Origin of the sequence: Limimaricola hongkongensis DSM 17492, from assembly GCF_000600975.2 — a bacterium.
In the GTDB taxonomy this organism is placed as follows: Bacteria; Pseudomonadota; Alphaproteobacteria; order Rhodobacterales; family Rhodobacteraceae; genus Limimaricola; species Limimaricola hongkongensis.
In genome coordinates, this window is the sequence record NZ_KK088649.1 from 207,655 (window position 1) to 222,340 (window position 14,686).

At 69.5% G+C, this 14,686-nt stretch carries 13 protein-coding genes; 6 read left to right on the plus strand and 7 right to left on the minus strand.

Features of this window, described 5'->3' with window-relative positions; translation table 11 throughout:
• The first annotated feature begins 6 nt into the window (after positions 1–6).
• From rnr to LOKHON_RS03065, 3 genes are all read left to right on the plus strand, one after another.
• Positions 7–2,271, plus strand: a complete 2,265-nt coding sequence (gene rnr / locus LOKHON_RS03055) for a ribonuclease R (protein WP_026147403.1) — start codon at positions 7–9, stop codon at positions 2,269–2,271.
• An 80-nt stretch (positions 2,272–2,351) separates the two neighbouring features.
• Positions 2,352–3,866: an FAD-dependent oxidoreductase gene (locus LOKHON_RS03060; protein ID WP_017927874.1), complete on the plus strand. Its 1,515-nt coding sequence runs from the start codon at positions 2,352–2,354 to the stop codon at positions 3,864–3,866.
• 97 nt (positions 3,867–3,963) lie between these two features.
• Entirely contained in the window at positions 3,964–5,229 is a 1,266-nt protein-coding gene (locus LOKHON_RS03065) for a lytic murein transglycosylase (protein WP_017927873.1), read from the plus strand.
• Positions 5,230–5,283: 54 nt separating this feature from the next.
• On the opposite strand, the gene LOKHON_RS03070 is transcribed toward LOKHON_RS03065, so the two are convergent.
• From LOKHON_RS03070 to LOKHON_RS03100, 7 genes are all read right to left on the minus strand, one after another.
• The gene (locus LOKHON_RS03070; protein WP_017927872.1) at positions 5,284–5,766 is read right to left on the minus strand and encodes an RNA pyrophosphohydrolase; all 483 of its coding nucleotides are present in this window, start codon (positions 5,764–5,766) and stop codon (positions 5,284–5,286) included.
• On the minus strand, positions 5,763–7,145 hold the full coding sequence (locus tag LOKHON_RS03075) for a S41 family peptidase (RefSeq protein WP_017927871.1): 1,383 nt from the start codon (positions 7,143–7,145) through the stop codon (positions 5,763–5,765). Before LOKHON_RS03075 ends, LOKHON_RS03070 begins: the two co-directional genes overlap by 4 nt.
• A 56-nt stretch (positions 7,146–7,201) precedes the next feature.
• The gene (locus tag LOKHON_RS03080) at positions 7,202–8,320 is read right to left on the minus strand and encodes a murein hydrolase activator EnvC family protein (RefSeq protein WP_017927870.1); all 1,119 of its coding nucleotides are present in this window, start codon (positions 8,318–8,320) and stop codon (positions 7,202–7,204) included.
• The gene (gpmI, locus tag LOKHON_RS03085; protein ID WP_017927869.1) at positions 8,317–9,831 is read right to left on the minus strand and encodes a 2,3-bisphosphoglycerate-independent phosphoglycerate mutase; all 1,515 of its coding nucleotides are present in this window, start codon (positions 9,829–9,831) and stop codon (positions 8,317–8,319) included. The genes LOKHON_RS03080 and gpmI overlap by 4 nt, the downstream gene beginning before the upstream one ends.
• A 73-nt stretch (positions 9,832–9,904) precedes the next feature.
• Positions 9,905–10,375 carry a 23S rRNA (pseudouridine(1915)-N(3))-methyltransferase RlmH gene (rlmH, locus tag LOKHON_RS03090; protein WP_017927868.1) on the minus strand — a complete coding sequence of 157 codons (471 nt, stop codon included), beginning with the start codon at positions 10,373–10,375 and terminating at the stop codon, positions 9,905–9,907.
• Positions 10,375–10,791, minus strand: a complete 417-nt coding sequence (gene rsfS / locus LOKHON_RS03095) for a ribosome silencing factor (protein WP_425412363.1) — start codon at positions 10,789–10,791, stop codon at positions 10,375–10,377. The genes rlmH and rsfS overlap by 1 nt, the downstream gene beginning before the upstream one ends.
• A gap of 107 nt (positions 10,792–10,898) precedes the next feature.
• Entirely contained in the window at positions 10,899–12,323 is a 1,425-nt protein-coding gene (locus LOKHON_RS03100) for a mechanosensitive ion channel family protein (protein ID WP_017927866.1), read from the minus strand.
• Positions 12,324–12,398: 75 nt separating this feature from the next.
• Here LOKHON_RS03100 and LOKHON_RS16325 point away from each other — a divergent pair, with 75 nt between their 5' ends.
• From LOKHON_RS16325 to leuD, 3 genes are all read left to right on the plus strand, one after another.
• Positions 12,399–12,518: an isopropylmalate isomerase gene (locus LOKHON_RS16325; RefSeq protein WP_211205674.1), complete on the plus strand. Its 120-nt coding sequence runs from the start codon at positions 12,399–12,401 to the stop codon at positions 12,516–12,518.
• 91 nt (positions 12,519–12,609) lie between these two features.
• Complete coding sequence (gene leuC, locus LOKHON_RS03105) at positions 12,610–14,013, plus strand: 3-isopropylmalate dehydratase large subunit (protein WP_017927864.1); 1,404 nt, start codon at positions 12,610–12,612, stop codon at positions 14,011–14,013.
• Positions 14,013–14,618, plus strand: coding sequence for a 3-isopropylmalate dehydratase small subunit (leuD, locus tag LOKHON_RS03110; protein WP_017927863.1), 606 nt, complete (start codon positions 14,013–14,015; stop codon positions 14,616–14,618). The genes leuC and leuD overlap by 1 nt, the downstream gene beginning before the upstream one ends.
• Positions 14,619–14,686 lie beyond the last annotated feature (68 nt).

Here is a 14,686-nt window from a genome sequence, read left to right on the forward strand (position 1 = left end):
CACGCCATGAACAGATTGCCCTCCCGCGAGGAGATCCTGCAATGGATCTCCGACAACCCGACCCAGACCGCGAAACGCGACATCGCCCGTGCCTTCGGCATCAAGGGCGCGGCGCGGATCGACCTCAAGCGCGTGCTGCGCGAGCTCGAGGATGAAGGGCACCTGCAGAAAAAGCGCAAGACCTACCGCGACCCGGACCGGCTGCCCCCGGTCTCGGTGCTGTCGGTGCTGCCGCCCGACACGGATGGCGATCTCTGGGCCCGCCCGCTCGAATGGCATGGCGACGGCGAAGAGCCGAAAGTCCTCATCCTGCCGCGCGAGAGCGATGCGGCGATGGGCGCGGGCGACCGCATCCTCGCCAAGCTCACCGCCACGCCCGGCGAGGACCAGGACTACACCGCGCGGCTGATCCGCAAGATCGGCACCAACCCGCTGCGTATCCTGGGCATCTTCAAGAAGTCGTCCGAAGGCGGGCGGATCGTGCCGATCGACAAGGGCGTCGACAAGCAGTGGATCGTCCCCGAGGGCGCCGAGCACGGCGCCAGGGACGGCGAGCTGGTCGAGGCCGAGCAGGCCGGGCCGAAGGGCCGGATGGGCCTGCCGAAAGCCCGCGTGATGTCGCGTCTGGGCGATCCGACCGCGCCGCGCGCCGTCTCGCTCATCGCGATCCACCAGCACGGCATCCCGGACCATTTCCCCGATCAGGTGCTCGCCGAGGCCGACGCCAAGAAGCCCGCGGGTCTCAAGGGCCGCACCGATCTGCGCGAGCTGCCGCTGATCACCATCGACCCTTCGGATGCGCGCGACCACGACGACGCGGTGCTGGCCCAGCCCGACGACGCGCCCGACAACGAGGGCGGCCATATCCTCTGGGTCGCGATCGCCGACGTCGCCCATTACGTCACGCCGGGCTCCGAGCTGGACCGCGAGGCGCGCAAGCGTGGCAACTCCTCCTATTTCCCCGACCGGGTCGTGCCGATGCTGCCCGACCGGCTGTCGGGCGATCTGTGCTCTTTGCACGAAGGCGTGCCGCGCGCGGTGATCGTCGCGCGCATCCGCATCGACGCGACCGGCGAGAAGATCGGCCACCGCTTCGAACGCGCGCTGATGCGCTCGGCCGCCTCGATGTCCTACGAGGAGGCGCAAAGCGCGATCGACGGCGATCCGACCGATCGCGCCGCCACCATGCTCGACCCGGTGCTGCGCCCGCTCTGGGCCGCCTACGGCGCGCTCAAGCAGGCGCGCGAGCGGCGCCAGCCGCTGGAGCTGGACCTGCCCGAACGGCGGATCGAGCTGAACGAGATGGGACAGGTGACGTCCATTTCCTTCAAGGAGCGGCTCGACGCGCATCGGCTGATCGAGGAATTCATGGTGCTGGCCAATGTCTGCGCCGCCGAAACGCTGATCGCCAAGCGCCAGCCGCTGCTGTTCCGCGTGCACGAGGAGCCCAACCCCGACAAGCTCGATGCGCTGCGCGAGGTGGTCAAGGGATCGGGGCTGACGCTGGCCAAGGGTCAGGTGCTCAAGACCGCGCATCTCAACCGGCTTCTGGAACAGGCGCAGGGCACCGAGCAGGACGAGTTGATCAACCTCGCCACGCTGCGCTCGATGACGCAGGCCTATTACAACGCCGAGAATTTCGGCCATTTCGGCCTCGCGCTGCGCGACTACGCGCATTTCACCTCGCCGATCCGGCGCTACTCCGACCTGATCGTGCATCGCGGCCTGATCTCGGCGCATGGCTGGGGCAAGGACGGGCTGTCGGACACCGATCTCGAACGGCTCGACGAGACCGCCAAGCAGATCTCCGACACCGAGCGCCGCTCCATGCTGGCCGAGCGCGACACCACCGACCGTTACCTCGCGGCCTTCATGTCCGACCGGATCGGCGCCGAGCTGCCGGGCCGGATCAGCGGCATCGCCCGCTTCGGCGTCTTCGTGAAGCTCGACGAGACCGGCGCCGACGCGTTGGTGCCGATCCGCTCGCTCGGGGCCGAGTTCTTTCACTACGACGCCGAGGACCAGACCCTGATGGGGTCCGACAGCGGCCGGGTCATCGCATTGGGCCAGCGCGTCACCGCCCGATTGGTCGAGGCCGCGCCGATCTCCGGCGGGCTGATCGCCGAGCTGGTGGAGATCGACGGCGCGACCATGCCGCGCGGCCCCTCGCGCCGCCCCGGCAAGCCGCCGCGCCGCAAGGCGGGCGTCGCCAAGAAGAAGGCGGCTGTGAAAGCCAAAAAGGAAAAGCGCAAGGTCACCCGCAAACGCTGACCCCCGCGCCGGGGCCCGTGCGTGGAACTCCGCCCTGCTGCCGCTGGTTCGCCCAGTGCACAGGCAGCGGAGGGCACGCCATGGCACAGCACGATATCGGCGCGGTCGCGGATCTCGAGGAGAACCGCCCGCTCAAGGTCATGGCGGGCGAGACCGCGATCCTCGTGATCCGGCGCGGGTCGGAGGTCACGGCGCTGGCCCATGCCTGCCCGCATTTCGGCCTGCCGCTCTCCAAGGGTCATCTCGACGGCGACCGGCTGATCTGCCCCTTTCACCACGCCTGCTTCGATGTCTCGACCGGCAGGCAGACCCAGCCGCCGGGCCATGGCGACCTGCGCCGCTACGATATCGAGATCCGCGACGGCCACGCCTTCGTGGACATCCCCGAGGGTGTCGACCCCCACCCTGTCCCCGCCCACGTTCGGCGCAATGATACTGCCCGCCGCGTGGTGATCGCGGGCGCCGGGGCCGCCGCCGATGCCTGCGCGCTGACGCTGCGCGAGGAAGGCTTCGAGGGCGTGATCGAGATGATCTCGCCCGAAGCGCAGCCCCCCTATGACCGGACGCTGCTCAGCAAGGCGATGATCGCCGGCGGCGACCCGCCGCGCCGGCTGACCCTCACCGGCCCCGAGGCGCTGGCCGAGCGCGACATCGACTTCGTCGAGGGCCGGGTCGCGGCAATCGACGCGCAGGCGGGCGAGATCCGCACCGCAACCGGCGCCACCCACGCCTATGACGCGCTGGTGATCGCCACCGGCGGCACGGCGAACCGGCTCGACCTGCCCGGCGCCGATCTCGGCGGGCTGCACTACCTGCGCAGCCGCGCGCAGGCCGGGGCGCTGGCCGAGGCCGCCGGGCAGGCGCAGCGCGCCGTGCTCGTGGGTGGCGGCTTCATCGGCATGGAGGCGGCGCTCAGCCTCGCCAAGCGTGGGCTGGAGGTGACGGTCGCGCTGCGCGAGGAGGTGCCGCTTGCCAGGATCGTCGGCGAGGAAATCGGCCGCGCGATCCGGGCCGAACACGAGGCAAAGGGCGTGCGCTTCGTCACCGGCGCGCAGGTCGCGGGCTTCGAGGGCGAGGGCCGGGTCTCGGCGGTAAAGCTCGACAATGGCGAGCGGATCGAGACCGACCTCGCGCTTCTGGCCATCGGCGTGCGCCCCGCCACGGATATCGAGGGGCTGTCGCCCGATGAGGATGGCGGCCTGCGCACCGGCGCCGATCTCGGGCTCGAGGGCATGCCGGGCGTCTATGCCGCGGGCGACGTGGCCCGCGTGCCGGGGCCGTGGGGCCCGGTGCGGATCGAACATTGGCGGGTGGCGCGCCAGCATGGCGCGCGGGTGGCGCGGGCGATCATGGGCCATGAACCGGGCGAAGACGACGTGCCGTTCTTCTGGACCGCCCTGGGGCGGCAATACCGCTATCTCGGCCATGCCGAGGGCTGGGACGAGATCCGCATGGATGGCGAGGCCACCGGCGACTTCGTCGCGCGCTACGTCAAGGATGGCCGGGTCATGGCGCTCTTGGGCGCGGGCCGCGATGCCGAGATCGCGCGCGCCCATGCCGAGATGATCCGCGCGGGCGGGCCGCTGCCGATTTGAGCGAATTCTTGCCGCAGCGTGTCCCCCCGCGCGATTGCCCCGCTGCCCTAACGCCCCCGGGCGCGGTAGGGCTGTCACAAACCAAAAGGAGCAGGCGGTGCGGAACTTGACGATATTCGGACGGGCGGGCTTTCTGGGCGTCTCACTCGCGGCGCTGGCGTCCTGCGGGGCGGTCTCGGGACCGCTCGACAGCTCGCCCCGGCCGCCGGCACGCGCGGAACAGATGGACGAGAACATGCGACCCCGACCCAATGCAGGTTTTTCCGACTGGGTCGGCAATTACCGCGCCCGTGCCCTGTCGGCGGGCGTCTCAGGCGCCACGTTCGAACGCGCCTTCGCCAGCGCCGGCTACATCCCCGGCGTGATCGAAAAGGACCGCAACCAGGCCGAGTTCACCAAGAGCCTGGGCGAATACCTCTCCACCGCCGCCTCGGACACCCGCGTCGAGACGGGCCGCGCGATGCTGGCACAGTATTCGAGCCTCTTGTCGGAGATCGAAGGCCGCTACGGCGTCGACCGTCAGACCGTGCTCGCGGTCTGGGGCATGGAGAGCAATTTCGGCAAGCGGCGCGGCGAGGTGCCGGTGATCTCGGCGCTCGCCACGCTGGCCTATGAAGGCCGCCGCGGCCGGTTCTTCGAGCAGCAGCTCACCTCGGCGCTCAAGATCCTGCAAAACGGCGACGTCGCGCCCGAAAAGATGACCGGCAGCTGGGCCGGCGCGATGGGGCATACCCAGTTCATCCCGACCAGCTACGAGGCCTATGCCGCCGATTTCCGCGGCGACGGACGGCGCGACATCTGGTCGGACGATCCGACCGACGGGCTCGCCTCCACGGCGAAATACCTGTCGAATTTCGGCTGGCGCACGGGCCATCCATGGGGCGTCGAGGTGGTGCTGCCCGCGGGCTTCGACTTCGGCCTCGCGGGGGGCACGAAGAAAAGCGCCGCCGAATGGCAGGCGCTCGGCGTGCGGGCGGCGGCCGGCGGGCAGATCCGCGATTTCGGCGCCGCCGAGATCCTCGTGCCCGAGGGCGCGCAGGGCGCGGCCTTCATGACCTTCCGCAACTTCGACGTGATCAAACGCTACAACGCCGCCGATGCCTATGCGATCGGGGTGGGACATCTGGGCGACCGAATCGCGGGCGCCGGGCCGCTGCGCACCAAGATGGCCACGGGCCGGGCATTGAAGCGGGCCGAACGCGCCGAGATCCAGAGCCGCCTGACCGCGCTCGGCTATGACACCGGCGGCGCCGACGGCATCATCGGGCCGAATTCCGTCGCCGCGATCCGCCGCTACCAGCAGGCCAACGGCCTGCCGGTGGACGGCTTTGCATCGGAGGCCCTGCTGAACCGGCTGCGCTGATCCCGGCGGCGGCGCCCCCCGTCCGGCGGGGCGCCGCGCCACCAAACGCCAAATCTAGATCAGCGGGCCGAGCTGCTCCAGCACCTGCTCGTAGACGCGCCGCTTGAATGGCACGATGGCCGAGACCAGCCCGGCGGGCTCGATCCATTTCCAGGCGCTGAACTCCGGGTGATCGGTGGCGATGTTGATATCCGCGTCCGCGCCCGTGAACCGCATCAGCACCCATGTCTGGGCCTGGCCGCGATAGCGCCCGCCCCAGATATGCGGCACCACGTCGGCGGGCAGGTCGTAGCGCAACGGCTCCTCGGTCTGGGCGACCATGATCACCTTGTCAGGCGACACGCCGGTTTCCTCGCCCAGCTCGCGCAGCGCGGCGGTGGTCACGTCCTCGCCCGGGTCGATGCCGCCCTGCGGCATCTGCCAGGCTCCCTGGTCGCGGTCGATCCGCTGACCGACGAAGACCTTGCCCTCGGCATTGACCAGCATGACCCCGACGCAGGGGCGGAACGGCAGGGCGGCGATCGATGCGGGCCTCACTGCGCGGTTTCCTCCGCCTCGGCGCGCTTTTCGGGATCGGGCAGCGCCCGCGGTCCCAGCGCCTGAAGCCCCTTGAGGATGTCGATCGCATAGGCGAGCTGATAGTCCTGCTCGCGCAGCTCGGCGGCCTTTTCGGCGCGCTCGCGATCCTCTTCGAGCTGCTGGATCTCGTCCTCGGACAGGCTGTCATTGTCGAGGCTGCCGCGCAGGTCGGCCTCCGAGCGCAGCGCGCGCGGTGTCGTCTCCTCCTCGGTCTCGTCGACCGGCTTGGGCCGCGGCTGCTCGACGATGATGTCGGGCGAAATGCCCAGAGCCTGGATCGAGCGGCCCGAGGGGGTGTAATACCGCGCCGTGGTCAGCCGCATCGCGCCGTCGCCGCGCAGCGGCATGACGGTCTGGACCGATCCCTTGCCGAAGCTCTGGGTGCCGACGACGATGGCGCGGCGGTGATCCTGCAGCGCGCCCGCCACGATCTCCGAGGCCGAGGCCGAACCGCCATTGACCAGCACCACCATCGGCTTGCCGTCGATCAGGTCGCCGGGCGTGGCGTTGTTGCGCTCGGACTGGACCACGTCGCGGCCCCGGGTCGAGACGATCTCGCCCGCTTCGAGGAAGGCGTCGGAGACGTAGATCGCCTGGTTGAGCAGCCCGCCGGGGTTGTTGCGCAGGTCGAGCACCACGCCGTTGACGTTGTCGAGCCCGCCGGCCTTCTCGATCTCTTCCTTCAGGCCCGATTTCAGGTCGGGGAAGGTCTGGTCGTTGAAGGTGGTGACGCGCATCACGATGGTCTGCCCTTCGGTGCGCGCGCGCACGGCGTTGAGCTTGATCGTGTCGCGGATGATCGACACGTCGAACGGCTCGTCCTCGCCATCGCGCACCACGGTGACGATGATCTCGGAGCCGACCGGCCCGCGCATCAGGTCGACCGCCTCGTCGAGCGTCAGCCCGAGCACGCTCTCGCCGTCCACGGCGGTGATGTAATCGCCCGCGAGGATACCGGCGGCATCGGCCGGGGTGCCGTCCATCGGCGAGACGACCTTGACGATTCCCTCCTCCTGCGTGACCTCGATCCCGAGCCCGCCGAACTCGCCGCGCGTCTGTGTGCGCATGTCGGCGGCATCCTCGGGCGACAGGTACGACGAATGCGGGTCGAGCGAGGTCAGCATGCCGTTGATCGCGGCCTCGATCAGCTCGCCTTCCTCGACCTCCTCGACATATTCGGCGCGGATCCGTTCGAAGATGTCGCCGAACAGGTCGAGCTGTTCATAGACGCTGGCGTTGCGCTCGGCTTCCTGGGCCACGAGGGGACCTGCGACCTGGGTCGTGACGACGAGCCCGAGCGCGGTTCCGCCAAGCGCCGCCAGTAGAAGTTTCCTCATGCGCAACTTTCCCTCTGCCTGCGGCCCCCTTGGCCGCCAAATGGGGCGCGCGCCGGTCAACCCGGCGCGAACCATGTCCCGGGGTCGACGGGGGCGTCCCCCTCCCGTACCTCCAGATAAAGCGTTTCCGGCCGCGGCGCGCCACCACCCTGCGCCGTTTCGGTCAAGATTTCGTGCGCCTCGGGCGGGTCTCCGCCCATCAGCCCCAGCGCCGCCCCGGCGGGCAGGATCTCCCCGGTACGGCCATAGACCTCGGCCAGACCGGCGAGAATCACCAGGACCCCGGCGGCGGGTTCGAGAATCGCGACATTGCCGTAATCGAGCAATTCGCCGCGAAACCGCAAGGTCGCGGCCACTGGCGCGGTCACCAGGCTGCGCGGCGCGGTGGCGATCACCAGTCCGGGCCGGGTCACGCCCGCCGCATCCGCCGCGCCGAAACCGCGCAGCACCTGCCCCTGCACCGGCAGCGGGATCTCTCCCTTGCGATCGGTGGCGTCGGGCGCGCTGCCCGTCAGCTCCGCATCGACCGTCTGCGCCAGCCCCGAGGCAAAGGCATCGAGCGTGTCGGTCGAGGCGATCAGCAGCGCGGTCGCCACCGGATTCTCGGTAAAGCGCATCGGCAGGTCGCTGCGCTCGGAGATCGCCTCGGACAGTGCACTGCGCGCGGATTGCGCCCCCGCGAGCCCCTCTTCCAGCGTGGCGATCGCGCCTTGCTGCAATATCGCGAGATCGGCGGCCTCCTGCAGGTCGGCGCGCAGCGCCGCGGCCTGCGATTGCAGCGCGGGCGTGATCTCCGACGCCACGAGCCCCGCGCGCGCCGTGCCGAGCGGTCCCGCCGGATGCAGCAGCAACAAGGGCGCGGGCGCGCGCGACATGGATTGCAGCGCGCCGAGCAACGCCGCGATCTCGTCGCGCTTGGCGTCGAGCTCGACCGCGATGGCGCGTTCGCGGATCGCGGCGCGGCGCAGCCCGTCGCGCAGCGCCGCGAGACCCGCCTCATAGGCGCGCACCGTTTCGGTCAGCGCCGCGACCCGGTCGCGCGCGGCCTCGGCGGCGTCGAGCTGCGCGGAGGCCTCGGCCAGCCGGGCCGCCGCCATGCGCGCCGCCGACGCGGTGTCCTGGGCCGCGGCGGGCGCCGCGATCAGCGCCCATGCGAGGACCAGCGCCGCCTTCATCCGATGAGGCTGCGCCCGGTCATCTCGGGCGGCAGGTCGAGCCCCATGAGATCGAGCAGCGTCGGCGCCAGATCGGCCAGGCGCCCGTCACGCAACCGCGCGCCCTCGGGCCCGCCGAACAGCGCGACGGGGACCGGGTTGAGCGTGTGCGAGGTGTGCGCGCCGCCCGTCTCGGGGTCGATCATCACCTCGCAATTGCCGTGATCGGCGGTGACGATCATCGCGCCGCCCGCCGTCTCCAGCGCCGCGCAGACCTTGGCCAGCCCCTGATCCACCGCCTCGCAGGCGCGGATCGCGGCGTCGAGATCGCCGGTATGGCCGACCATGTCGGGGTTGGCGAAATTGGTGACGATCAGGTCGTAGCCCTTCTCGATCGCGCCGACGAAGGCCTCGGTCACCTCGTCCGCCGACATCTCGGGCTGCATGTCATAGGTCGCGACATTGGGCGATTTGGGCATGAAGCGGTCCTCGCCCGGCTCGGGCTCTTCCTTGCCGCCATTGAGGAAGAAGGTGACATGCGGGTATTTCTCGGTCTCGGCGAGACGGAACTGCGAAAGCCCCTTCGACGCCACCCATGCGCCCAGCGTGTTGGCGATGTCGCGCTTGGGAAACACCGTCTCGTACCACGCCACGTGCCGATCGGAATATTCCACCATGCCGAGCCGCGCGGCCAGCGCCGGGGCTTCGCCGCGCTCGAAGCCGTCGAAGCCGGGATCGGCGATGGCGGCGAGGATCTCGCGCGCCCGGTCGGCGCGGAAGTTGAGGCAGAACAAGCCGTCCTGCGGCTGCATGCCGGCGTAACCCTCGATCACCGTGGCCGGGATGAACTCGTCTGTCTTGCCTGCCTCCCAGGCCCCCTTCACCGCCGAGAGCGGATCGGCGGCGGTCGGCCCCTCGCCGTTGACGATGGCGTCATAGGCGGTCTGCACCCGGTCCCAGCGGTTGTCGCGGTCCATCGCGAAATAGCGCCCGATCACGGTGGCGATCTGCGTGCCTTCGGGCAGCTTTTCGAGCAGATCCTCGATATAGGCATCCGCCGAAGACGGCGCCACGTCGCGCCCGTCGGTGATCGCGTGCAGCGTCACCGCCACGCCGCGGTCGCGCAGCGCCTTCGCGGCGGCGACGATGTGGTCGAGATGCCCGTGCACGCCTCCATCCGACACGACGCCGAACAGATGCGCGGTGCCGCCCGAATCCTGAAGCGTCTTGGCGAAATCGACGATCGCCCCGGCCTCGAAGAACGAGCCGTCCTCGATCGCGAGATCGATCTGGCCGAGATCCATGGCGACGACCCGGCCCGCGCCGATATTGGTGTGGCCGACCTCGGAATTGCCCATCTGGCCCGACGGCAGGCCGACATCGGGACCATGCGTGGTGAGCGTGGCGTTCGGGCCCTGCATGATCCGGTCGAAGGCCGGGGTGCGGGCCAGCGCCGGGGCGTTGCCGGTGGTATCCTCGCGCAGGCCCCAGCCATCGAGAATGCACAGGACCACGGGTTTGGGTGTCGCCATCGGGAAAGCCTCCTGGGGGAAATCTCGTGGCCAGTCCTGAGGCAAAGCGGCGGGGATGTCCACTGACGCGGGGTCAGACCCGGTGATAGGGCGACCCCGCGAGGATCGAGGCGGCGCGGTAGAGCTGCTCGGTGAGCATGGCGCGCACCAGCATGTGCGGCCAGACCATCGGCCCGAAGGAGAGCATGGCGTCGGTGCGCGCGCGCAGGGCCGGGTCGATCCCGTCCGCCCCGCCGATCACGAAGGCCACCTCCGAGCGGCCCTGGTCGCGCCACCCCGCGAGCATCGCGGCGAAATCGGGCGACGTCATCTCGCGCCCGCGCTCGTCCATGGCGCAGATCACGGCGCCGTTCGGAATGGCGCGGTCGAGCAGCGCGGCCTCGCCGGCCATGCCGCCGCCCTTGCGGTCGTCCACTTCGGAAATGGTGAGCGGCCCGAGGCCCAGCGCCCGCCCGGTCCGGTCGAACCGGGTGGTGTAGTCATCGACCAAGGCGCGTTCGGGGCCGGATTTCATCCGGCCCACCGCGCAGATCCTGACGCGCATCAGCGGAAATTGTCGGCGGCCGCCCCCTGGGGCGCCCACATCTTCTCCAGCTGGTAGAATTCGCGCACCTCGGGCCGGAACACGTGGACGATCACGTCGCCGGTGTCGATCAGCACCCAGTCGCCGGTTTCCTTGCCCTCGGTCTTCGAGAGCACGCCATACTCCTGCTTGAGCTTGTCGGTCAGGTGTTCGGCGATGGCGGCGACCTGGCGCGAGGAGCGGCCCGAGGCGATCACCATGTAATCGCCCATCTCGGAGCGCCCGCGCAGATCGATCTGCACGACCTCTTCGGCCTTGTCGTCATCGAGGGAGACGAGGATCGCTGCCAGCAGCTTTTCGCTCGTCGCGGAGGGCGCCCCGGCCATCAGGCCCGCGCCCCGGGAAGCGGCTTGGGCCGCATGGGTGGAAAGGGACAGGTCATCATCCTCCGGTTTCGCGCCGCCGAATTCGCCCCGGCGCCGGGCATGGCTTCAATGTAACAAGGGGGGGGGCCGTTTTCAACGATCCCGCACCTCGCATCCGATCACTCGGCAGTGGGTCGCGCGACACGCAGGGCGGAGCCGTCGAGCACCCGCACCTCGCGCTGGGGGAAGGGAATCGAGATGCCCTCGGCCTTGAACGCGTCCCACAGCGCGAGGAACACGTCGCCGCGGATATTGGTCAGCCCCGCCGTCGCGTCGTCGATCCAGAAGCGCAGGATGTAGTCCACGCTCGAATCGCCGAAGGCGGTGATATGGCAGACCGGGGCGGGCTGCGCCAGAACCCGTCCGCAGCCCGCCGCCGCCGCGATCGCCACCCGGCGCACCTCGTGCGGGTCGTCGCCGTAAGCGGTGCCGAAATTCAGGTCGAGCCGCACCGAATTGTTGGAATGGGTCCAGTTGACCACCTGCGTGGTGATCAGGTCCTCGTTCGGGATCAGGTATTCCTTGCCGTCGCGGGTGACGACGCTGGCATAGCGCGCGCCCAGCGTCGAGATCCAGCCGAAGGTCTGCCCGACCGAGATCACGTCGCCGGGCTTGATCGACTTGTCCAGCAGGATGATCAGCCCCGAGACGAGGTTCGACACCACCTTTTGCAGGCCAAAGCCCAGGCCCACGCCGATCGCGCCCGACAGCACCGCGAGCCCGGTCAGGTCCACCCCCACCGCGCGCAGCCCCACGAAGACCGCGATGCCGTAGAAGAACAGCTGGCTGAGCTTGACCGCCAGCACCTGCATCGAGGGGCTGATCTCGCGGTTGGTCTCGATCCGGTGCGCCGAGGTCTGCGCCAGAAGCCGCGCCACGAAGAAGGCCACGCCCAGCACCAGCGCCGCCTTGACCACCAGAAGCGCCGAGATCCGCAGATCCCCGGCCTGCACCGCGAGGCTGTCGAGCAGCCGCGCCGTCTCTGTCGTCAGGTCGAGAATGCGCAGCGTGATCCAGGTCCAGGCGCCGTAGCGCACGAGACCGCGCAAGAGCGGGTTGGCGATCAGCCGCGCCACCAGCGCCACGAACAGCCAGCCGGTGGCGAGATTGGCCACGATGCGCAGCACCGCCGCGCCGCCCGCCGGATCGAGCTGCCGCACCGCCGCCACCGCGATCCAGACCAGACCCACGAACAACACCGCGCGCAGCCGCCGGTGCAGCGTCACCGCGTAACGCATCCGCCAGCGCGGCCAGCCCTCGCGGGCGCGCATCCAGTCATGCAGCTTCGGCCCGAGCCAGGCCCGGCCCAGATGCGCCAGCGCAAAGACCCCGACGAGGATGACGAGCTGCCACGCGTTCCACGGCTGCATGACGCCGTGGATCACCCGTTCGGCATCGCTCAGCAGCCGGTCGCTGAGATCGCCCGCCGCGGCGGCGATGACCTGCGGCGCCTCGGACGCCTGCTGCGCCATGTCTTCGGCGGCTTCGCCCGCCCCCTCTCCCGCGGCGTCCGCCACCTCCTCCAGCCCGGTCTCCGGCTCCATCGCGCGCTCTCTCCCGTCTCGATCCCCGCGAGGATGTAGCGCCACCCGCGCCCGGTCCAGCCGCGCGAGCCTCTTGTGCCGCAGGGTCCGACGGAGTATCTGGACGGCATGACACGGGTCTTCGACATGGATGATCGCGCGCGGCTGCCCTGGCGGTTCTTCGGCGCGACCCGCACGATCCTCGCGCGGCTTTGACGCGGCGGAGCGGTTCGCCTCCGCTCGACCCTTCAGGCGCGCGTCCCTGCGCGCCCCGTCACTCCAATCCAGCCGCAAGAGGATCCCTCGCATGACCGGCAAGACACTCTACGACAAGATCTGGGACGCGCATCTCGTCCAGCAGGACGCGGACGGCACCGGCCTGCTCTACATCGACCGTCACCTCGTGCACGAGGTCACCAGCCCGCAGGCCTTCGAGGGCCTGCGCCTCGCGGGCCGCAAGCTGCGCGCGCCCGAAAAGACCATCGCCGTGCCGGACCACAACGTCCCCACCACCGAAGGCCGCGACAAGGTCATCGAGAACGAGGACAGCCGCATCCAGGTCGAGGCGCTCGACAAGAACGCCCGCGATTTCGGGATCAACTACTACCCCGTTTCCGACGTGCGCCAGGGCATCGTGCACATCGTCGGCCCCGAACAGGGCTGGACCCTGCCCGGCATGACCGTGGTCTGCGGCGACAGCCACACCGCCACCCATGGCGCCTTCGGCGCGCTGGCGCATGGCATCGGCACCTCGGAGGTCGAGCACGTGCTCGCCACCCAGACGCTGATCCAGTCGAAGTCGAAGAACATGAAGGTGGAGATCACCGGCCAACTCGCGCCCGGCGTCACCGCCAAGGACATCACCATGGCGGTGATCGGCCGCACCGGCACCGCCGGCGGCACCGGCTATGTCATCGAATATTGCGGCGAGGCGATCCGGTCGCTGTCGATGGAAGGCCGGATGACGGTCTGCAACATGGCGATCGAAGGCGGCGCCCGCGCCGGCCTGATCGCGCCCGACCAGACCACCTTCGACTACGTCAAGGGCCGGCCCCATGCGCCCAAGGGCGCGCAGTGGGAAGCGGCGATGGAGTGGTGGAAGACGCTCTATTCCGACGACGACGCGCATTGGGACAAGGTCATCACCATCCCCGGCGAGGAGATCGCGCCGCTCGTCACCTGGGGCACCTCGCCCGAGGACGTGCTGCCGATCACCGACGTCGTGCCTGAACCCTCAAGCTTCAAGGGCGGCAAGGTCGACGCCGCCCGCCGCGCGCTCGACTACATGGGCCTCAAGGCGGGCCAGAAGCTCAGCGAGATCGAGATCGACACGGTCTTCATCGGGTCGTGCACCAATGGCCGGATCGAGGATCTGCGCGCCGCCGCCGCGATCCTGAAGGGCAAGAAGATCAAGGACGGCATGCGCGCCATGGTGGTGCCGGGTTCCGGCCTCGTACGGGCGCAGGCCGAGGAAGAGGGTCTCGCCGACATCTTCAAGGCGGCGGGCTTCGAGTGGCGCCTCGCGGGCTGCTCGATGTGCCTTGCGATGAACCCCGACCAGCTCGCCCCCGGCGAGCGTTGCGCCGCGACCTCGAACCGCAATTTCGAGGGCCGGCAGGGCAAGGGTGGCCGGACCCACCTGATGAGCCCGGCGATGGCGGCGGCCGCCGCGATCACCGGACATTTGACCGACGTGCGGGAGATCCTGTGATGGACAAGTTCGAAAGCTTCTCGGGCGTCGCCGCCCCCATGCCGCTGGTCAACATCGACACGGACATGATCATCCCCAAACAGTTCCTGAAGACCATCAAGCGGTCGGGGCTCGGCGTGAACCTCTTCGCCGAGATGCGCTATCTCGACGACGGCTCCGAGAACCCGGATTTCGTGCTCAACAACGCGGCCTACCGCAATGCCGAGATCCTCGTCGCGGGCGACAATTTCGGCTGCGGCTCGTCGCGCGAGCACGCGCCCTGGGCGATCAAGGATTTCGGGATCAAATGCGTGATCTCGACCTCCTTCGCCGACATCTTCTTCAACAACTGCTTCAAGAACGGCATCCTGCCGATCACCCTGCCGCAGGAGCAGATCGACGTGCTGATGCGCGACGCCGAAAAGGGCTCCAACGCCCGGCTCGACATCGATCTTGAGAACCAGACCGTGACCACCTCCGAGGGCGAGAGCTTCGCCTTCGAGGTCGACCCCTTCCGCAAGCACTGCCTGCTCGAAGGGCTCGACGACATCGGCCTGACGCTGGAAAAGGCCACGGCCATCGACAGCTTCGAAGCGCAGGCCGGACAGGCGCGCCCCTGGGTCTGACCGACCCGGATTCGGGCGAGATTGGGGCGGCCTGGCGGGCCGCCCCTTGTCGATTGTGACATATACGA